This is a genomic window from Asaia sp. BMEF1, from assembly GCF_051628905.1.
Classification (GTDB): Bacteria; Pseudomonadota; Alphaproteobacteria; order Acetobacterales; family Acetobacteraceae; genus Asaia.
In genome coordinates this window covers 2,816,703-2,836,104 of the sequence record NZ_CP157575.1, presented here as the reverse complement: position 1 = coordinate 2,836,104, position 19,402 = coordinate 2,816,703, and the positions used below count along the sequence as shown (strand labels likewise).

Annotated in this window: 17 protein-coding genes; 5 read left to right on the top strand and 12 right to left on the bottom strand. The window is 60.8% G+C overall.

Annotated elements, in window-relative coordinates:
- Positions 1 to 70: 70 nt before the first annotated feature.
- From minC to ABHV46_RS12610, 4 genes are all read left to right on the top strand, one after another.
- A complete protein-coding gene (gene minC, locus ABHV46_RS12625; RefSeq protein ID WP_438381747.1) occupies positions 71 to 820 on the top strand; it encodes a septum site-determining protein MinC in 750 nt (249 codons plus the stop codon).
- A gap of 111 nt (positions 821 to 931) precedes the next feature.
- A complete protein-coding gene (gene minD, locus ABHV46_RS12620; protein WP_336946672.1) occupies positions 932 to 1,747 on the top strand; it encodes a septum site-determining protein MinD in 816 nt (271 codons plus the stop codon).
- Entirely contained in the window at positions 1,744 to 2,016 is a 273-nt protein-coding gene (gene minE, locus ABHV46_RS12615) for a cell division topological specificity factor MinE (RefSeq protein ID WP_438381746.1), read from the top strand. The genes minD and minE overlap by 4 nt, the downstream gene beginning before the upstream one ends.
- A 34-nt stretch (positions 2,017 to 2,050) precedes the next feature.
- Positions 2,051 to 2,413 (top strand): YidB family protein, encoded by a 363-nt coding sequence (locus ABHV46_RS12610; RefSeq protein ID WP_336946673.1) that lies wholly within the window; start codon positions 2,051 to 2,053, stop codon positions 2,411 to 2,413.
- Positions 2,414 to 2,554: 141 nt separating this feature from the next.
- Here ABHV46_RS12610 and ABHV46_RS12605 read toward each other — a convergent pair whose 3' ends face one another.
- Together ABHV46_RS12605 and ABHV46_RS12600 are read right to left on the bottom strand one after the other, a co-directional pair.
- Entirely contained in the window at positions 2,555 to 3,037 is a 483-nt protein-coding gene (locus ABHV46_RS12605; RefSeq protein WP_438381745.1) for a hypothetical protein, read from the bottom strand.
- A gap of 133 nt (positions 3,038 to 3,170) precedes the next feature.
- Entirely contained in the window at positions 3,171 to 4,349 is a 1,179-nt protein-coding gene (locus ABHV46_RS12600) for an SMP-30/gluconolactonase/LRE family protein (protein WP_438381744.1), read from the bottom strand.
- 217 nt (positions 4,350 to 4,566) lie between these two features.
- On the opposite strand from ABHV46_RS12600, the gene ABHV46_RS12595 reads away from it, so the two are divergent.
- Positions 4,567 to 6,912, top strand: coding sequence for a TonB-dependent receptor (locus ABHV46_RS12595; protein ID WP_438381742.1), 2,346 nt, complete (start codon positions 4,567 to 4,569; stop codon positions 6,910 to 6,912).
- A gap of 232 nt (positions 6,913 to 7,144) precedes the next feature.
- On the opposite strand, the gene ABHV46_RS12590 is transcribed toward ABHV46_RS12595, so the two are convergent.
- From ABHV46_RS12590 to ABHV46_RS12545, 10 genes are all read right to left on the bottom strand, one after another.
- Complete coding sequence (locus ABHV46_RS12590) at positions 7,145 to 8,077, bottom strand: ABC transporter ATP-binding protein (RefSeq protein ID WP_438381741.1); 933 nt, start codon at positions 8,075 to 8,077, stop codon at positions 7,145 to 7,147.
- Positions 8,074 to 9,021 carry an ABC transporter ATP-binding protein gene (locus ABHV46_RS12585; RefSeq protein ID WP_438381740.1) on the bottom strand — a complete coding sequence of 316 codons (948 nt, stop codon included), beginning with the start codon at positions 9,019 to 9,021 and terminating at the stop codon, positions 8,074 to 8,076. The genes ABHV46_RS12590 and ABHV46_RS12585 overlap by 4 nt, the downstream gene beginning before the upstream one ends.
- Entirely contained in the window at positions 9,011 to 9,991 is a 981-nt protein-coding gene (locus tag ABHV46_RS12580) for an ABC transporter permease (protein ID WP_438381739.1), read from the bottom strand. The genes ABHV46_RS12585 and ABHV46_RS12580 overlap by 11 nt, the downstream gene beginning before the upstream one ends.
- Positions 9,988 to 10,950 (bottom strand): ABC transporter permease, encoded by a 963-nt coding sequence (locus ABHV46_RS12575; protein ID WP_438381738.1) that lies wholly within the window; start codon positions 10,948 to 10,950, stop codon positions 9,988 to 9,990. The genes ABHV46_RS12580 and ABHV46_RS12575 overlap by 4 nt, the downstream gene beginning before the upstream one ends.
- 147 nt (positions 10,951 to 11,097) lie before the next feature.
- Positions 11,098 to 12,108, bottom strand: coding sequence for a DNA polymerase III subunit delta (gene holA, locus ABHV46_RS12570; RefSeq protein ID WP_438381737.1), 1,011 nt, complete (start codon positions 12,106 to 12,108; stop codon positions 11,098 to 11,100).
- Between the two features lie 6 nt (positions 12,109 to 12,114).
- On the bottom strand, positions 12,115 to 12,768 hold the full coding sequence (locus ABHV46_RS12565) for a hypothetical protein (protein ID WP_438381735.1): 654 nt from the start codon (positions 12,766 to 12,768) through the stop codon (positions 12,115 to 12,117).
- A 4-nt stretch (positions 12,769 to 12,772) separates the two neighbouring features.
- Complete coding sequence (gene leuS / locus ABHV46_RS12560) at positions 12,773 to 15,370, bottom strand: leucine--tRNA ligase (RefSeq protein WP_438381734.1); 2,598 nt, start codon at positions 15,368 to 15,370, stop codon at positions 12,773 to 12,775.
- A 48-nt stretch (positions 15,371 to 15,418) separates the two neighbouring features.
- On the bottom strand, positions 15,419 to 15,853 hold the full coding sequence (locus ABHV46_RS12555; protein ID WP_408870669.1) for a DUF3576 domain-containing protein: 435 nt from the start codon (positions 15,851 to 15,853) through the stop codon (positions 15,419 to 15,421).
- Between the two features lie 218 nt (positions 15,854 to 16,071).
- Positions 16,072 to 18,183, bottom strand: a complete 2,112-nt coding sequence (locus ABHV46_RS12550; protein ID WP_438381733.1) for a hypothetical protein — start codon at positions 18,181 to 18,183, stop codon at positions 16,072 to 16,074.
- Positions 18,184 to 18,915: 732 nt separating this feature from the next.
- A complete protein-coding gene (locus ABHV46_RS12545; protein WP_336946866.1) occupies positions 18,916 to 19,200 on the bottom strand; it encodes a hypothetical protein in 285 nt (94 codons plus the stop codon).
- Positions 19,201 to 19,402: the final 202 nt, after the last annotated feature.

Below are 19,402 nucleotides of genomic sequence, written 5' to 3'. Positions count from 1 at the left end.
CGAAGCAAGAGAGCTGCATAGCCAGACCGACCGAATTCCCGTTCATGAGCCCCCAGAGCGTTTCCAGACGATGACAGACCAGACGACAAGCGCCGATCTCGATCCCGCCCCCGCCAGAGCGCCGATGCGCATCCGGGCGCGCGGGCGCTCCTTTCTGGCGCTCGTTCTGTCTCCCGAGGCACCGCTCGACGCTTGGCTGGAGGGGCTCGACAACCAGATCGCCCGCTCGGTCGGTTTTTTCGCCGGTCGCCCCGTCATTCTCGATCTCGGCCTTGTGGCGCAGGATGCCGAAGGGCTCGAAACGCTTCAGGCGGCGCTGAATGAGCGCAGCATTCACATGATCGGGATCGAGGGCGCAGATCGCAGCTGGACAGCCCTCTCCGAATGGGACTGGCCCGCGTCCCTCGAAGGGGGACGCGCCAGTGGTGCCGTCGAGTTTCCCGAAGCAGAAGGCGAAACGTCAGCGCCGGTCGAAATGGCGGCCCAGCGCGCAGAAACCCTGATACTGGACCGCGCCATACGCTCGGGGCAGAGCATCATGCATCTGGAGGGCGATATCGTCGTCATCGGCTCGGTCGCCTCGGGGGCCGAGCTGGTCGCTGGCGGGTCGATCCATGTCTATGGCGCGCTGCGCGGACGCGCCATCGCCGGCGTGGGCGGCCAGCCGAATGCGCGTATTTTCGCTGCCCGCATGCAGGCCGAATTGCTGGCAATAGACGGTTTTTACATGATTGCCGAAGAAATGGATGCAGCGATTCATGATCAGCCGGCCCAGGCGCTGCTCGCCGAAGACCGTGTTACCGTAACAAAACTTCCCTGAGCGGAACTATTTGCGTGCAAGAGATTGCGGCGCAAACCCTTTCCTCATTAAGATTGCAACGCCGCACCATCGGGATTGCGGTTGTTACCGTTTGAGTTTGGTGGAGCGCACATGGCTAAGGTGCTGGTAGTCACTTCCGGTAAGGGCGGGGTCGGAAAGACGACCACGACAGCAGCACTTGGTGCCGCCCTGGCCCAGTCGGGACAGAATGTCGTCGTCATCGATTTCGATGTCGGTCTGCGAAATCTGGATCTGGTGATGGGTGCCGAACGTCGCGTCGTGTTCGACTTCATCAATGTCGTTCAGGGCGACGCCAAGCTGTCGCAGGCGCTGATCCGCGACAAGCGTTGCGAGACGCTCTCCATTCTTCCCGCCTCGCAGACCCGCGACAAGGATGCGCTGACCGCCGAGGGCGTCGCACAGGTGATCGCCGAGTTGCGCGAGAAATTCGACTGGATTGTCTGCGACAGCCCGGCTGGCATCGAGCGCGGTGCGCAGATGGCCATGTATCACGCCGATATTGCCGTGGTGGTGACCAACCCTGAAGTCAGCTCGGTGCGCGACAGCGATCGCATCATCGGCATGCTCGACAGCACGACCGAAAAGGCCAAGAACGGCGAGAAGGTGGAAAAACACCTGCTTATGACCCGTTATGACCCGTCTCGTGCCGCCAGGGGCGAGATGCTGAATACCGAAGACGTACTGGAGATTCTCTCCATCCCGCTGCTCGGCATCGTGCCGGAGAGCGAGGAAGTCCTGCGCGCTTCGAATGTCGGCTCGCCCGTTACGCTCTCGAACCCCGAATCCGCCCCGGCGCGCGCCTATTTCGACGCGGCCCGCCGTCTGCAGGGCGAGAAGCTCGAAATCCAGATCCCGATTGAGCGCAAGGGGTTGCTCGACTGGCTGTTCAAGAAGAGGGTCGCATGAGCCTGTTCGGTCTTTTTACCAAACGCAACACCAGTGCTGTCGCACGTGACCGCTTGCAGATCCTGCTCGCGCATGAGCGCTCGGGAAATGGCAACTCCGAACTGATCAGCCAGTTACATCGCGAGATCCTTGAAGTGATCAAGCGCCATGTGACGGTCGATCAGGACAAGGTTCAGGTCAAGCTCGATGGCGGCCTCGATGGCTGTTCCGTTCTCGAAATCGATATCGAGATGCCGCAGATGGACAAGGAAACACGGCGCTCGGCCTGATTTTTCGGGTTGGCGCCCAAACGGGAGACAAGGTTTGAGCGGTTTTTTCGGTTCGATGATCAATTCTGCCCTCGGGTCCATGGGTGACAAGCTCAAGGAAAAGCTCGGCGGCAGCATTGGCGAGTATCTTACCAGCGAACAGGGTCTGCAGATGCTTCTCGATCAGGCCCGCAAGGCCGGCCTGGAAGACAAGGTGCGCTCATGGATCGGCTCGGGCGAGAATCTGCCGATCTCCGCAGACGAACTCCGCGCCCTGCTGACGGATGAGCAGGTTCAGATGCTGGTCTCCAAGACGGGCCTGCCCGCTGGTGCCCTGCTTCCGGCTCTGGCCCAGTTTCTGCCCGGCGTGGTCGATCACCACACCAACGAACAGAGCGAGACGCCATCAGCTTCCTGATAGCGCCGACAGGCTTTTGCGAAGGGTCGGATCGTGATGCGATCCGACCCTTTCTCGTTTCAAGGCTCTTTCTCGACTGACGGTCAGCCTCGGGGCTCTTTCGCTGGCAAATGACCGATCATTCGTGCTGCCCCCCGGGCGCTAACGGTCGGTTTTCCGAATACAGCTCTTCGGTTCACGCTGGTCGTCATGCACCGAAGAGAGGTGAGACTGATCCTGCCTGTAGTCGCGAGAATGTTTTCGCCCGCTCCTCAATCGCGGCAGAGGACGCGCTCGCACGTTTGCCAGAAACAACCGAAAATGTTGGAACCGCGTCAGGGCCGAGGCGGTAACAAGCATCATCACGACGTCCAGATAGGTGCTGACCTCAAATGTCGTGAGCCAGATGGCGGCGTCTGGCAGGGTGCTGGCCGCAATCCGTATGCCATCGCCTCGTCCGTACCACACGAGCACCGCACAAAGACCAATGGCAGTAACCGCAATAACGATGTGCAGACGGTTGATACCGTTAAGCGCCGCAGCCGGCATGGCCACCATCAGACGGTGCAGAAAACACCCTGTCGGCGTCCCGCGCGATACGGCCATAAAGGCCCAGACTGTCAGAAATACTGCCAGAGCCGTCATTGTCAGTCCTGCGTCCTGCCCTCTTCCTCCCTACACCCTTTCTCTGCGTCCCTGCTCACCTTTCATGTGTCCGGTATGAGCGACGTGACGCGTCTCCCCCGGCGATGCCGGAGGCCTTGCGCCTGCCTGTCTACTACCGGGGCGCCTGGGGTGCCGCGGCAAGCGGCGTGAGCGGTTCGACCGGGAAACGTATCAGCAAATATGGCGGCCTACGGCGGTTCTGGCCCTCGTTGAATGAAGGCAGACGGTTCCACTGACCGAGGGTGCAATAGATCCAGTCCTTCGTGGCGCAGATACCGTCGGGCGATAGAATTCGTGAATCCCTCACCGCCATAGCAAACGACCCATCCGGGTCCCGGCGCAGGATGCAGTCATGCTCGTAATTGGTCGTATAAAGACGATCATGCCGGTCGAAGCAGAGCCCGTCTGCCGTACCTTTTTCACCTTCATCACGCACCAGCGCCCCGAGGGCCTGATCATCGAGAGCCTTGTCTGCAAGCGCCTTGGTCGGCAGGCTGTAAAGACGACGGCTGGTGAGGGGCGAATAATAGAGCCGCGATTCATCGCTGGGCAGGGCGATACCGTCTGCCCCGCCTGAAACCATCTGCGGATGATGCGGAGTATAGCGCCTTGGCTCTCCCTCGACGATCGCCATGAAGCCCTCCACCGCCTGGGTGGAAGGATGATGCGCCAGCACCCGTCGCGCTTCACCAGTGGCAATATCGGCCACCACAAGCGCAGGCTCCGTGCCAAAGGATGAATCCGTTACGAATACCGTCCCCTTCTCGCCCACGGACATGGCCACGCGCAGGTCATTCATGTGGCTGTCGGGACGCATCGCAGGAGCCTTGAGCACGATGCGATGCACGATCTTGTCCGTGGCCGGATCGATGCAGATGATCTTTGCCGCCCCTTCGGGAATATCGTGCTTGGCCAGCTTGCCGTCATCGATGAGCCAAAGCCGGTTCTGGCTGTCGAGCGCGAGCCCATGCACTGACATCAACCTGTCCGCCGGAGCGCGATTTGAGGGGAGGCTTACTTCTGCGGAAGGATAGGGAATGATCTTGCCGTCCTTCACTTCCGCCAGCGTTGCCCCTGAATGATTCTCGGCATGACGGGGAAAACCAACAAAAAGACGGCCATTCGGCAGCACCGCAACACCGGACGGACCGGGGCCGGTAAATTCGGCCACGATATCGAAGACGCCTGACGAACTGGTGCCGTCATCGGCATTGCCGCTGGCTCTCGCCTGACCTGTCATTCCGAGAAGAGGCGCGCAGGAGGCAGCAGAGAGAAAGGACCGACGTTTCATGGCATGGCACCTTGGCAGAGGCTTTGACGGATCAGGGCAGAACGCCCCACCGTCACGCAGGCTCCCCGATTAAAACGCTTTTCACAGCGCAAAGCCTGTCGCCAATTTGTCACGCTCTGACACAATATGGGCAGAAGAAGCGTCTAAGTATTGTTATGTTATATCATACACAATAGGAACGAGACCGATCTGTTTCGCTCCCAGCCCGTGGATTGTCATGATGTCTCCCCGATCTTTGTGGTCGTCCAGCCTGCTCCTCTCCTGCTCGGTTCTGGCACTCACCCTGCCCGCCCATGCCCAGACGAACGGCACGACCACCACGCCTGCCTCGACCCCATTGCCTGAAACGACGCAAGCGAAAAAGGCTCCGGTCTCGCCGTCTCAGAGCACGACTGGGCAAGGCGCGGCGCGTTCCACCGATCAGGCGTCGCGCACCTCTTTCGATGGCGACAAGACGCCCCCGGCCTCGGTCGAGGCCACGCATGAGGAGCATATCATCGTCAATGCGCGCCTCGACGAGATCCGCTCCGCCCTGCAATCCTCGACCGGCGCCACGACCTATCGTTTTACACGCCGCGATATCGAGACCAATCCGGGCGGCGATAACGCACCGCTCAACACGCTTCTGCTCCAGGCTCCCGGCGTCGCGCAGGACAGTTTCGGCCAGATCCATGTCCGCGGCGATCATAACGAGGTGCAGTTCCGTCTCGATGGCGTGCAGCTACCCGAAGGGCTCAGCGTTTTCGGTCAGGCGCTCATGACGCGGTTTGCCCATTCGGCTTCACTCACCACAGGCGCACTGCCCAGCGAATACGGATTTCTGCAGGCTGGCGTGATTGATATCACCACCAAGAATGGCAGTGCCGATCCGGGTGGCGACGCCTCGATCTATGGCGGCGCACGCGATTATTTCTTCCCGTCGCTGCAATATGGCGGTCATGCGGGGAAATGGGATTTCTTTGCAACCGGCGATTTTGTGCATAACCGCGTGGGTGTCGAAAACCCGACCCCGAGCTTCAACGCCATCCATGATCTGAGCAACCAGTATCATGCGCTCGGTCATCTGCGGTACACCGCCGATGAAAACACCCGCATCAGCCTCACCGGAGGCGTGTCGAACGCGCAATATCAGCTCCCGAATAATCCGGGACAGCAGCGCCAGTTCGCCAATCCGAGCTTTCTCGACTCCGCGCTGTCGCAACAGGTCTATGGCAGTGTCGACAGTGCCAGCCTGAACGAGCGCCAGAAGGAAATCACCGATTTCGGCATTCTGTCGCTGCAAAAGGACATGGGCAAGGTCAGCCTGCAAAGCTCGATCATCACCCGCTATTCCTCGCTGGGCTACTCACCTGACCCTCTGGGCGATCTGGTCTATAACGGCATCAGCCAGCATGCCGCACGCTCGGTCTTCTCGACCGGCTCGCAGACCGACGTAACCTGGAAGGCCACGCCCAGACATACGGTGCGCTTCGGCTATCAGGTCTATGTCGAGCGCAACAGCTCGAAAACGGATTCGATCGTCTATCAGCAGACTGGCGCTGAAGATGACGGCACCCCCATCTATGACGGCAGCACCACCAATGTGCATGACGGCAGCGGGCGCACCGGCTGGATGTATGGCCTCTACGCCCAGGATGAATGGCGACCGGTACGCGAGCTGACCATCAATTACGGCCTGCGCTTCGATGGCGTCGATGAATACACCCATTCCAAGCAGGTGAGCCCGCGCATCAACATTGTCTGGCGTGCCTGGCACGGCGGCGTGCTTCATGCCGGTTATTCCCGCTATTTTACGCCCCCGCCTTTCGAGCTGGTCGCCAATACCTCGCTCAGCAAATATGTCGGCACGTCCAACGAACCCCAGACCTTGCAGAACAACACGGTCAAGGCCGAGCGTGACCACTATTTCGACGCCGGGGTCACCCAGTCCCTTCTGCCGGGCTGGCACGCATCATTCGACGCCTATGTGAAGCTCGCCAAGAACATGATCGATGAAGGCCAGTTCGGTGCGCCGATCATTCTCTCCGCCTTCAACTATCGTCGCGGTCAGGTGAATGGCTACGAGCTTTCGACCAATTACGAACACGGTCCGCTCTCGCTCTACGGCAACGCCTCCTGGTCGCGCGCTATCGGCAAGGATATCACCACCGCCCAATGGACGATGGACCCCGACGATCTGGCCTATATCCAGCATCGCTGGATCCATCTCGATCATGACCAGCGCTGGACGGCCTCGGCAGGCGGCAGCTACTCGTTCTTCTATCACACGGGCCACCCGACCCGCGTTTCCGCCTCCATGGTCTATGGCAGCGGCCTTCGCGCCGATGGTACGGTTCCCAATGGCCGCTCGGTGCCGATCTACGCGACCTTCAACCTGTCGCTTGTCCAGTCCTTCCGCGACCTGTTCCGCGTGCCCTTCCTCAAGCGCACCGAATTGCGCCTCGATGTGCTGAACCTGTTCGACAAGACCTATGAAATCCGCGACGGGTCAGGCATCGGCGTCGGCGCGCCGCAATACGGGCTTCGCCGCACAATTCTGACAGGGATTTCGCAGCGGTTCTGAGACTGCCTCGGGGCGTTGCCCCGAACCCTACCAAAGGGCCGTCGCCCTTTGGAAACCCGTTTAAAGGGATGAAAGGGACGCGTCCCTTTCCGGGGGGCGGGGCAGCGCCCCGCTTCTTTACAAAATCCTCACCCCCAACCGCCTCAAAGACACACGCCGTCAGGAACCCCATCTACGGGAATGAAAGGGGCGCGCTCCTTTCCGGGAGGCGGGGCAGCGCCCGGCATCACCCTCACATCAACGGAAAATGACACGCCACGCGCCGGTGGCCCTGTCGCGCTTCCAACTCAGGGCGTTCGGTTGAACAGCGCCGCTGGGCGACAGGACAGCGCGTGTGGAAGCGGCACCCGTTCGGCGGGAAAAGCGGGCTTGGCACGTCACCCTGCAAAGGCGCGCCAAGCGGCTTGCCGGGCTGAGGCACAGCGTCGACCAGGGCGCGCGTATAGGGGTGCGACGGTGAGGCGAGCAGAGAGAGGGTTTCGCCTTCTTCCACGATCGCGCCGAGATACATGACGGCGATGCGGTCGGAGATCTGCCGTACCACGGCGAGATCATGAGAGATGAAGAGACAGGCGAGGTCGAGATCGGCCTGGAGCTGGCGCAGGAGATTGACGATCTGCGCCTGAACCGAGACATCGAGCGCAGAGACGGGTTCATCGGCGACGATAAGCCGGGGCGAAAGCGCGATGGCACGGGCGATATTGAGTCTCTGCCGCTGACCGCCGGAAAGCGCGCCCGGATAGCGGTCGACAAAAGCGCCGGAAAGCCCGACGCGGTCGAGCAGGGCTTCGAGACTCTGGCGCGACCAGGGGCGCTTGTGAATGCGGAAGGGCTCGGCCAGTGCACTGCCTATGGTCCAGCGCGGGTTGAACGCCGAGGCCGAGTCCTGAAACACCATCTGAATCTGCCTGCGCAGAACACGCTGTTCGCGCGAAGAGCGTTTTGCCATGTCCTGACCGTCGAACAGGATTTCTCCACGGTCGGGGCGGTCAAACCCCATGAGCAGACGGCCGAGGGTCGATTTGCCGCAGCCGGACTCCCCCACAACAGCGAGCGTCTCACCGCGCGCCAGTTCGAGCGAGACGCCATCGACTGCGCGCAGAGAGGCGCCGCTGCCAAGCTTATAGGTTCTGGCGATATTGCGCGCCTGCAGAAGGGCACTCATGCGACGAGTACACAGGCGGCACGATGGGCGCCCTCCCCCCGCATTATCGGGCGGATGGCACATGCGGGGGCGATCTGGGGGCATCGGGGCGCAAAGACGCAGCCCACAGGGCGAGTCTCCGGCGAGGGCGGCGCGCCGTCAATAACGGGAAGGCGCTCGGGCCTTGGGCCGTCCATGGGCGGAATGGCCTTGAGCAGCGCCTGGGTATAGGGGTGAAGCGGCGCCTGAAGCACCGAGGCAACCGGGCCGGTTTCGATCACCACCCCGGCATAAAGCACAGCCACATCGGTGCAGCTTTGGGCCACCACACCCATATCATGCGTGATGAGCATGACACTGGCCTCACGCGCGCCGATTTCCTTGAGGAGGGTCAGGATCTGCGCCTGAACGGTCACATCCAGCGCGGTGGTGGGTTCGTCGGCAATCAGCAATTCGGGATCGCAGGAGAGCGCCATGGCGATCATGGCGCGCTGGCGCAGGCCGCCAGAGAGTTCATGAGGGAAACGCCGGGCTGTCTGCTCGGGTGACGGCACACCCATACGCCCAAGAAGCGAGACGACACGTTCGCTCGCTGCCTGACGTGAGAGTTTTGTGTGCAGCCTTATCTGCTCGACGATCTGCGGACCGATGCGGCGCACGGGCAGAAAAGCCGTCATGGGATCCTGAAAGATCATGGCAGCACGGCGCCCCCGGAAACGGCGCCAGTCGCGAGAGGAGAAGCGGGTCAGATCCTCGCCGTCGAATTTCAGCGTGCCGCTGAGACGTCCTTCAGGTTGCAGGCCAAGAACGCTGAGCCCCGTCAGGCTCTTGCCTGAACCTGACTCGCCCACGACACCGAGTATCTGGCCCCGCTTTACGGTGAGGGACACGCCGTCGAGCAGAACGCCCGCCTGTCGATGCTGCAGGCGGAGATCGGCCACGGTAAGGAGCGTGTCATCCGCCATGAGAACCTTTCCCTATGCGCGGGTCGAGCAGGCGATAGAGCCCGTCGATCAGGGCATTCGCGATGACGACGAAAAACGCCGCATAAAGCACCGTCGCCATGATCAGGGGCAGATCGAGCGTGCTCAGTCCCTGATAGGTGAGATGCCCGACGCCCGGCAGGGCGAAAACCACCTCGGTCAGCAAGGCGCCGCCGCCAAGCAGCTGCGCAAAATCGAGACCGAAAAGGGAAAGCGCGCTCAGCCCGGAGAGGCGCAGGGCGTGGCAGAACCACAGACGCCATGGCCCGACGCCCTTGGCGCGTGCCGTCCGAAGCGCATCATCCTGCATGGCCGTCAGCAGATCGGTACGCAGCACGCGGCTATAGAGCCCGATGAATGCGACGGCGAGCGTAAAGCTTGGCAAAATCAGCGTTTTCGCCCACCCCAGCGGGCTCGTCGCGAACGGCACATAGCCCAGAGGCGGCACCCAGCCGAACAGCCAGCTTTCGTGAAAACGGCTCTGGCTGACCAGATTGACCATTTCACCCAGCCAGAAAACCGGGATCGACAGGCCGATCAGCGCAAGGAAGGAGAGCAGGCGATCGATCCACCCGCCGTGAAACGCCGCGCCAATCATGCCGAACACCAACGCGCCCGCGACCCAGAACAGGGCCGCCCAGAGCACGAGAGAGAGCGTGACGGGCGCTGCCGCAAACACCTCCGACACCACGTTCTGACCGTGATTGACATAGGAGGTCAGGTTTCTGGAGATGAAGAGATGGTCCATCATCGTCAGGTAGCGCACGGGCAGCGGGCGATCGAAGCCATAGGCGTGACGCACACGCTCGATCACTTCAGGGCTTGCCCCTCGCCCAGCGATGCGGGCAGAGGGATCGGAGCCGGGTGTGGCGAAAAACACCGCAAAGACCAGCACGGATATACCGAACAGCACCAGCAGCATCTGCCCGAGACGGGAGAGAACGGCCTTCATCGACCGCCTCGCGCTCGGAGTTCTGCCTGAGCGGCGTCACCCAGCGCGTTGAGAGACAGGACGGTCAGGATGATCGCCACACCCGGCGCGATGGCGACGACCGGGCGACTATAGATCAGCCCCTCACCGTCGTGAATGAGGCTTCCCCACGATGCCGCCGGTGCCTGCACGCCAAGGCTGAGAAAGGAGAGCGCCGACTCAGCCAGAAGGCAAAGCGCCATGATGAGAGGCGAGAGAACCAGCACCGTCTCAGCCAGGAGAGGCAGGATCTCACGCAGGACGATCCGCAGCGGCGAAGCCCCGAGCCCTCGCGCCGCCAGCACGAAGCCCGCATTCGACAGGCTTTTGGTGCGCGCTCTGATCGGTCTGGCTGCATAAGGCACGTAGATGAGCGCGATAATGGCAATGGGAAGAACAAGACTGTCCGGTTGCACGTGAAACGGCCCGAAAGACAGATCATGCCCCACGGTCACGACGCTCAGACTGATGGCAAAGAGATAGACCGGGACGGCCCAGAGAATATCGAGCGCACGGGAAATGAGGATATCCGCCCAGCCGCCACAATAACCTGCGAGCAATCCGCATGAAGTCGCCATGACAAGGCAGAGACAGGCTGCCGAGAAAGCAATCAGAAGCGATGACCGCGCACCATAAAGCAGACGCGCCGCAATATCGCGCCCCTGGGAATCCGCTCCGAGCATATACGGGCCCCAGCGCCATGACGGCCCGATGGGTGAGAGACCCAGATGGAGCGGATTCTCATTGGGCTGCATGATATCGACACGCATCCCGTCACGAAGCACCGTGCCCGCCAGAGAGGATTCCATAGGGTCCACGCCGACCGCTCTTGCATAAAGCGGGGCTGCAAGAGCGCAGAGCACGAGAAGCAGCAGCATGCACAAGGCGGCTGAAGCGCCTGCGCGTCGACGCAGGAAGCTTCCGGCAGCGAAAAAACTCATACCGGGCGCCCTGCCTCGTGGAGATCGCCCGGCCCTGAAGATCGCGACAGGTGAAGAAAGCGGAGATGACTGATCGGATAACCTCCCCTGTCAGAATGCCGTTTTAGAATGCCGTTCTCTCAGCCGTGGCAGAACCGCGCCATGATTTCAACGCTGGAATGATCTTGGACCGAGACAGAGCTGAGCTATGAGGCGGCGCGACAAAGCCAGATCGGGACAGCCGGTCTGTTTGCAGGCCAGCTCGAACCCCTGCACCGCCTCGCAGGCGCGTTGCAGCCCGACGCCATCCCAGCGTTCGAGCGCCTTGGTGAAACTGTCCATTTTTTTGAAGAAGACCGGCGGCTTGAGCAGCTTGATGGCTTCCTGACGCGATTTTCCCTCATCCATCCAGTCGAGCACGCGATGGAGACGCGTCATGAGCGAGAGGCAGGCGCGGGCCAGCGCGATGGGGGAAAGACCATCGGCAAGCGCCCGCTCGAGCGCGATATCGGCCGCGGCGCGTTCACCTGCCATAGCCGCAGTCGTCGCATCGTCGAGTGTTGCATTGGCGGAATCGCCTATGCAGTCCTGCACATCGTCCAGAGAGAGTTTGCCACCCTCACCCGCATATAGAACGAGCTTTTCTACTTCGCTGCGCACGGCAGCACGGTCTGCCCCCAGAACGGAAGAGAGCCAGAACAGAGCCTCGCGATCAACGGCGACAGAGGCGTCACGAAAGAGATCGCTCAAAGAGGCAATCAGTGTGCGCCCTTCTTCGGGGTAGCAGCCGATCGACGCTATCTTGGGATGCGCATCCAGCGCGCTGCGCAGCTTGGCGCGCGAGGCGAGCCCCGGTGCCTCGATCACAAGCAGCGTATCGCTCTCGATCGAAAGGGCCGCTGTGACCCGGGGTAGAAGCGTGTCCTGAGCGTCGCGCACCCACACAACACGGCGACCGCCAATGAGCGAAAGCGCGCCGATTTCCTCTTCCACCCGGCCGTGCTGCTCCTGATCGAGCAGGGCGACACGAAAAGGATCGTCGAGAGATTCAGCCACCTGACGCACGCATTGCGCGGCGCGCTCGCGGATCAGCCCCAGATCATCGCCATAGAGCAAAACCCCGCGCCACTTGCCGATTTCGGCAAGGGTACGCGCAGTCGAGCGGGCATCGATCTTCATACGCGATCAGTCGCTGTTCTGGCTGTTCAGATCCGTTCGACCCGTTGCTGCCGCCGGGAAGCCGTCAGGACCGGCCTTTTCGTAGGGTTGGCCATCCTTCGTCGGCATGGCTGTCGGATCGAAATAGGACGGCACGTCGCTCGGGTTATTGGTAGAGGGTTTGATCTGCGATTTGAACCAGGTTGCGATCTGCTGGCGGATCGAGCCTGCAAGCGTCTCGGCCAGGCGGGCACGGACCGTCTCGTCATTGAGCGTCTGGGCGAGATATTGCTCGAAGGTGGCGTTGAAGCCATCAAGCGAGGAGACATCGCCTTCTGCGAGGAATTTCGGGGTCGCCTCAACCGTCCACAGGCGCCAGTGAGCCGAGCCGATCTCGCGGAAACGACCCGCCGTGTTGTCGCTATGGATGTCGATTACAGAGGCATTTACGTTGAAAGCAACGTTCAGCGTATAGCCGTCAGGCGCCTTGGTACTGGCGCCACCAAGCTGCTCCTGCAGCGCCAGACGCAGTTCCTGCCCCTGGCGCTCGGGGATATTGGCAACATAGATGCGCTGCAATTCATGCGTAACGCGCGCCCCGCCTGCCCCATTGCTTCCGTAAAGCGGCTGAAAACCACAGCCGCTCAGGGCCAGGGAAGCAAGCAGAACGAATCGACGCATGATATCAGCCTGCCACCACGAAATTGACGATACGGTTCGGGACATGGATCCGCTTGACGATCCGTTTGCCCTCGAGCATCCGCGCCACATTGGGCTCGGCCTCGGCGAGAGGCAGGACCATATCAGAGGGCGCATCGGGCGGCACCTCAATTGTGCCGCGCAGCTTGCCCATGATCTGGACACCCAGCGTGATGCTGTCGAGCGCAACGAACGCGTCAAGCGCGACTGGCCAGGAACGTTCGACCACCATGGCACTTTCGGGCTCAAGCAGAGCGACCATTTCTTCCGCCAGATGCGGCATCATCGGCGCGACCAGAAGGGCAAGCACCATCGCGGCTTCGCGACGGGCAGCACCGATACCCTCCTCATCCTTCTTCTCTGCCTCGGCAAGGGCTGCGCTCAGCTCGTGCAGACGGGCCACCGCCACATTGGGCGTGAAGCCTTCGAGCGCGTCGGTAACGGCCTTGATCGTGCGATGCGTTGCCTGGCGCAGGCTGCGCCCGCCTTCGCCAAAAGCGGCATCCTGAGGCACCTGGCTGGCAACCCCCTGAACCAGGCGATAGAGACGCTGGCCGAAGCGCGCCGAAGCGGCCACACCGGCCTCGGTCCATTCCATGTCACGCTCTGGCGGGCTGTCAGACAGCACGAACCAGCGCGCCGTATCAGCGCCGAAACGCTCGATGATCGCAATTGGCGATACCGTATTGCGCTTGGATTTGGACATTTTCTCAAGGCGACCGAGCTGAACCGGACCGCCATTATCGCGACGCACGTAACCATCGCCGGAACGCACGACGTCTTCGGGCGCGAGCCAGCCATTGTCGTCGCGATAGCTCTCATGGGTGATCATGCCCTGAGTGAATAGACCGCCGAAAGGCTCGTCGAGATCGAGATGACCCGTCTCATGCATGGCGCGCGTGAAGAAGCGCGCATAGAGCAGATGCAAAATCGCGTGCTCGATTCCGCCGATATACTGATCAACCGGCAACCAGGAATTGGCAGCCTGCGGATCGGTCGGCGTCCCGGCATGGGGCGCCGTGAAGCGGGCAAAATACCACGAGCTATCGACGAAGGTGTCAAATGTGTCGGTCTCACGGCGCGCCGCAGCACCGCATTGCGGGCAGGCGACATGTTTCCAGCTCGGATGATGATCGAGCGGGTTGCCGGGGCGGTCAAACGTCACGTCACCCGGCAGCTTGACCGGCAACTGGTCATCAGGAACCGGCACCGCACCGCAGGACTCGCAATGCACCACGGGGATTGGGCAGCCCCAGTAGCGCTGACGCGAAATGCCCCAGTCGCGCAGACGCCAGTTCACGACCGAACGACCGATGCCCATGTCTTCGAGGCGCTCGATAGCCTTACGCTTGCCTTCGACGGTGTTGAGCCCGTCGAGGAAGCCGGAATTGATGAGCGTGCCCTCGCCGGTAACGGCCGTCTTGCCGACCGTGAAGCTGCTTTCTTCCTGCCCGGTCGGCAGGATGACGGGGCGTATGGGCAGATCGTATTTACGGGCGAAATCGAGGTCGCGCTGGTCGCCACAGGGGCAACCGAAAACGGCACCCGTGCCATAGTCCATCAGCACGAAGTTGGCGATCCAGACCGGTACGGTTTCGTCGGGCGCAAACGGGTTGCTCACCCGCAAACCCGTATCGACGCCGCGCTTCTCGGCCGCCTCGATGGCTTCTTCCGACGTCCCCAGGCGCTGGCATTCCTCAATAAATTCGCGTGCGCTCTGATTATCCTTTGCCACCTTTGCAGCCAGAGGATGATCGGCGGCAATCGCGACGAAGCTCATACCGAACAGCGTGTCGGGACGGGTCGTGAAAACCTCGACCGAATCCAGATCGACATCGAACCCTTCCGGCGGCGCATGAAGCGCGAAACGCACGCGCACACCTTCCGAACGACCGATCCAGCGCTCCTGCATGACGCGCACGCGCGCTGGCCAGCGATCGAGCTTGTCCAGCCCCTCGAGCAGCGGAGCGGCAAAATCGGTGATCTTGAGGAACCACTGCGACAGGCGCTTCTTCTCGATCAGCGCGCCAGAACGCCAGCCACGTCCATCGACTACCTGCTCATTGGCGAGAACGGTATTGTCCACAGGGTCCCAGTTGACCGCCGATTCACGACGTTCGACCAGCCCCTTGCGCCACATATCGAGAAAGAGCTTCTGCTGATGGCCGTAATATTCCGGCAGGCAGGTGGCAATTTCGCGCTCCCAGTCGAGCGAGAAACCGAGGCGCTGCAACGTGCCGCGCATCGCGGCGATGTTGTCGAGCGTCCACTGGCCCGGATGCACGCCACGCTCACGCGCGGCATTTTCGGCGGGAAGGCCAAATGCATCCCACCCCATGGGATGCAGCACCGAAAAGCCGCGCGCGCGCTTGTAGCGCGCCACCACATCGCCAAGCGCATAATTGCGCACATGGCCCATATGGAGCTGACCAGACGGATAGGGAAACATCTCAAGCACATAATATTTCGGCTTGTCGGCAGCAGGGTGATCCTCTGCCGCGAAAGCGCGGGCGCTCTCCCATCTGGCTTGCCATTTGGGCTCGGCCTTGTCGAAATCGAAGCCGAGTGTCTCTTGTTCCGTCATGATCTTCTATCGTTTGTTCCGGTCGCGTTTACGTCGAAAAACCGGGAATTAATCCCGGTTGCCGTTATCGGCACGAAGCTGACGCGCGCGGGCGAGGATGCGGGTGGTGATGTCAGACGTCGTGTTAGGCGCAACGGGGGTATCGACCCACTCCGTACCCTGCTTTTCCTGACGGAAAACAGAGACGCGCAGGGCATCGGAGCGCAGACGGCGGTCGAGAATATAGGCCGCAATCTTGAAACGCTCATTGGTGCTGGCAGGCGGCTGATACCAATCCGTCAGAATCACGCCGCCATTCGCGTCGGCCGAGGCAAATGGCATGAATGACAGGGTGTCGATCGCACCGCGCCACAGATAGGCATTCACGCCGCCCTGAAGCTGGTCGTCGCCGCCCGTCGCGCCGCGGTCGACACCCAGCAGATGGTTGCGCGGCTGGGTCAGGCTGTCGGGGTCGCGCCCGCCGCCGCAAGCGCTTAGCGCCATCAGAGCGCAAAGCGGCAGAACGGGCAGGAACCGTCCCAGCGAGAGGGTCGCCCTGACAGGCGCATTGAGAGGGGCAATCGGCTGCAAACGAGGAGTCATGATGTCCCTATTAGACTGGCACTGGCCGCGTGTCGAAATCCCCGATCGCGATAGCCGCGTCCGGCGCTGAAAACAGTTCATATCGCGCCCGCCCGGCCACGCCAAGCGGGGCAACGGGTTTATCCTGCGGGGATACCGACGCGTTCGAGCATCTCGCGCAGCCAGGCCTGCATGGAGTCAGGCAGATAGGCATGGCGGGAGAGAACCCCCACAATGGTCACATCCGGCACCAGACGCAGCAAATGGCGCTTTACACGATCGGCTTCCTCACTGACACCCTGAGCGGCAAGCGCGACGAGATAATACAGAACACCTGCAGCACTTCGGGGATAGAGGCTAACGAAAGCCGCCCCGGCCTGACGTGCTTCTTCGGCATTGCCGGACACTTCAAGCACAAAAATGCTGAACGGCTCCGACAACACCGCAAGCGGCTGGGAAGCCCGCAAGGCCCGGAACTGCTGGATTTCATCCAGCGCACAATCCTTGTCCTCTGACAGCAGGGCCTGGATGGCCTTGAGGGCATGGATGGACGGTGAGATCGCAATTGCGGGAAAAACACCGGACGCACCCGTGTACTCCGCCGTCAGGGCCTTCGCTTCGTCGAGCTGCCCCGGTGTGAAAGTACGGGTCATCATGGAGAGCCAGACACCCAGCGGGTTCGCCCGAAGCTGGATTGCTACGTATCCCGCGGCAGACGCGATCTCTTCCATCTCTTCCGACGGCGCACCGGTCCAGTTGTCCTGATAAAGGAAAAAACGGATCAGCGACCGCACATAGAGCACGAAGACCGATTCCTGATCGGATTGATAGGCCCGCTCGACCAGTTCGCTCAGCTCTGCCGACAGCGTAATATCGCAGCGCAGCAAAAGGGTGAGCGCCCTGATCGCCATCTGAAACGCCGAAAGCTCTGCAATCGGGCGCGACATCATACGCTGCCCCTCGGAGAGAAACAGCGACCACTGCAACGACTTCATGACGTAGAACAACAGCGCACGCTGGGCGCGCGTATCCTTCGGCAGCTCAAAACGATCTGCCCAGACAACACTGCCTTCCTGACGCAGGCTCAGCAATCTGATGATGACATAGCCTTCGGACGCCTCGCCATGGGGGCAATTCGCACGCACGAGCCCTGAAATGACATAATCCGTACCCGGATTATAGGTATTGCCCAGAAGCGGTCCGGTATCGCCGTGCGGCGTTTCAGGAAACGGCACAACCGTAAATGTCTGGAGCCCGACCAGCTTCACTTCGAGGCGTTCAGTCAGCTCGGCAGCGAGGGCTTCGGCATGTTCTCCTCCTGTGGCCTTTAGCGGCGCAACAGCGATGGAGCCCAGTGTGCGTGGCGGCGGCCCAGCCGATAAAAATGACCCTTCCCCTCCTGCTGAAGCAAAAAGACCCGAGCTCTCAACATGCCTGTCGGCATGGAGCAGAGACGTATCGACCTCGGACGAGGCGCCGTGATGCGACTTCGCGTAGGAATCGAAAGCGATTCGTTCCTGCAAGCCGCGCACCAGCCCCATTGTCGCGGGGCCGGGCACGGTGCCGAGCTGGTCCTGGAATAGCTGCACAACCTGGTCGCCAAGCGCTGCAGCCTGGGCATATTCGCCCTTGGTCACCCATGCCTGGATGCGCGCGCGCCATGCCGCCTCATTGAGACCGTCGCGCAAAAGCAGGTGATCTGCCGTCTCGAGAATGGCGTCAGGATCGACCTGTGTACGCAGCGCACTCTCAAAAAGCTGATAAATATGACGATTCAGACGCGTCCGCTGGCCTTCGATCCACTCGTTGAAAGCGGGATCGATTCCGTTCAACTCTCCCAGCAGTACCTCGCTTGGCGGCGGCAATTCGCGCAGGATCGACTTGCCACCGTTGAGAACGCGCTCGACATCCACCGAGGTGAGAGCGGGCTTAAGCGCAAGTGTATGACGCTGAACGTCGATCACATCGACACCGAGCGGACTCAGTGCGTCTAGAAGACGATGAATTTCCTGACGCAGCGACGCGCGCGCCAGATCGTCAGGACGACGGCTCCAGAGCAGTTCAGCCAGATGAGACCGGGCGACGGGTTTACGATCCGACAGCGCAAGTATGGCAAGCAGACCTTTCGTCTTCCCACCAACAGGAAGAACGCTTTCGCCAGTAAGCGTCATTGCTTCCATACGACCAATCAGTCGCAGACGCAGTAGGGTGGAATCGGTTTTTGCAACACCACGGAGGGCCAGATCGAACATTACTTTACGCTTTCTCTTCTCAAAGCCTTATATCACATTCCTATCTCGGTTTTTTTACGAAACGTATTCCTCACTTCAACAACCCGCGCAGTCGAAGGGAAGACGTTGATGCCGAGACCGTGCTTGTCGACAATGGCCCCTTGGGGAACAGGACGCAGTAAATCTTGCATCCGACAAAAACAGAACATCTCTACAGGCCCCATATGCGACGGCGAAGAGACTTACTACAAGCAACAATCTTAGTTTGACTTGTCATTATTGCAACCAATGTCAGGGAACAGAAAAATTTGAAAGCTGGCGGCTTGCTTGTGCAGCGCGAGCCCCCTAGACTGGAAATGGTAGTCCGCGTAGCTCAGCAGGATAGAGCACAGGATTCCTAAAATTGGGCGCCATGGTCGGAAACGCCATGGTGGATCTGCTCAAATTCGGGGAACGCTCTGGCATTATGCCGTGCCAATCCCGAGCCAAGCGCTTCTCTGAAAAGAGTGGCGAAGGTGTAGAGACTGTACGGGCAGCACCTGTCGTCTGGCATGCCAGGCTATGGTGAAGAGACAGTCCAGACCACGAACGACGCGTCGGGCGATTTGCCCGTCCTGTCGGCGGCGAAAGCCGAAGTGGGATGAATCCTGGGGCCGTGGGTTCGAATCCCGCCGCGGACACCATTTTTCCTCAAGACCGCCGTCATCCTTACCGGGTGCCTGTGCGCCCGGCCGTGCGGCGTGTTTCGTGCTGTCAGATGGCGATAGCCGTCATATCGGGTGCGAAGAGCGCATGTAGCAGCAGGGCAAGAAGAACAATCGCAATCAGCACGCCAAAGAGCCGCCCGAAGAGACGAAAAGAAATAACAACAAGCAAAAGCAGCAGCAGGGCAAGAAGCGCCGTCTGCACCTGATGAGGAATGCCCAGCGACACGAGCGCTTTTCTCGCGGCCTCTTCTATCACGGCAATCACGGAGACAATCAGGGTGAAAAGACCAAGTATGAGGCCCATCACCACCGAAATTGCATTCTGAACCATGCTGCATTCCTCTTTCGCGGCTCGAGCAAAACGCCTCTCTCCGCCCTTTTCATATGACCGAGATTGCGCCCACCCACAACGCGCCATTTTGTCATGAAGCCTTAAAGCGGCATGACAGTCTCGACCCCTTCCGGTTCCGATATTTGATATAAGACGAGATAATAGCTTAGAGCATCATCTCGTCGGGACCTCTGCTTTGATC

Excerpts from the sequence above, each read along its gene's own strand:
- minC (WP_438381747.1), top strand. The coding sequence starts at position 71 with ATGACAGACCAGACGACAAGCGCCGATCTCGATCCCGCCCCCGCCAGA.
- minD (WP_336946672.1), top strand. The coding sequence starts at position 932 with ATGGCTAAGGTGCTGGTAGTCACTTCCGGTAAGGGCGGGGTCGGAAAG.
- minE (WP_438381746.1), top strand. The coding sequence starts at position 1,744 with ATGAGCCTGTTCGGTCTTTTTACCAAACGCAACACCAGTGCTGTCGCA.
- ABHV46_RS12605 (WP_438381745.1), bottom strand. The coding sequence starts at position 3,037 with ATGACGGCTCTGGCAGTATTTCTGACAGTCTGGGCCTTTATGGCCGTA.
- ABHV46_RS12600 (WP_438381744.1), bottom strand. The coding sequence starts at position 4,349 with ATGAAACGTCGGTCCTTTCTCTCTGCTGCCTCCTGCGCGCCTCTTCTC.
- ABHV46_RS12595 (WP_438381742.1), top strand. The coding sequence starts at position 4,567 with ATGATGTCTCCCCGATCTTTGTGGTCGTCCAGCCTGCTCCTCTCCTGC.
- ABHV46_RS12590 (WP_438381741.1), bottom strand. The coding sequence starts at position 8,077 with ATGAGTGCCCTTCTGCAGGCGCGCAATATCGCCAGAACCTATAAGCTT.
- ABHV46_RS12585 (WP_438381740.1), bottom strand. The coding sequence starts at position 9,021 with ATGGCGGATGACACGCTCCTTACCGTGGCCGATCTCCGCCTGCAGCAT.
- ABHV46_RS12580 (WP_438381739.1), bottom strand. The coding sequence starts at position 9,991 with ATGAAGGCCGTTCTCTCCCGTCTCGGGCAGATGCTGCTGGTGCTGTTC.
- ABHV46_RS12575 (WP_438381738.1), bottom strand. The coding sequence starts at position 10,950 with ATGAGTTTTTTCGCTGCCGGAAGCTTCCTGCGTCGACGCGCAGGCGCT.
- holA (WP_438381737.1), bottom strand. The coding sequence starts at position 12,108 with ATGAAGATCGATGCCCGCTCGACTGCGCGTACCCTTGCCGAAATCGGC.
- ABHV46_RS12565 (WP_438381735.1), bottom strand. The coding sequence starts at position 12,768 with ATGCGTCGATTCGTTCTGCTTGCTTCCCTGGCCCTGAGCGGCTGTGGT.
- leuS (WP_438381734.1), bottom strand. The coding sequence starts at position 15,370 with ATGACGGAACAAGAGACACTCGGCTTCGATTTCGACAAGGCCGAGCCC.
- ABHV46_RS12555 (WP_408870669.1), bottom strand. The coding sequence starts at position 15,853 with ATGGCGCTAAGCGCTTGCGGCGGCGGGCGCGACCCCGACAGCCTGACC.
- ABHV46_RS12550 (WP_438381733.1), bottom strand. The coding sequence starts at position 18,183 with ATGTTCGATCTGGCCCTCCGTGGTGTTGCAAAAACCGATTCCACCCTA.
- ABHV46_RS12545 (WP_336946866.1), bottom strand. The coding sequence starts at position 19,200 with ATGGTTCAGAATGCAATTTCGGTGGTGATGGGCCTCATACTTGGTCTT.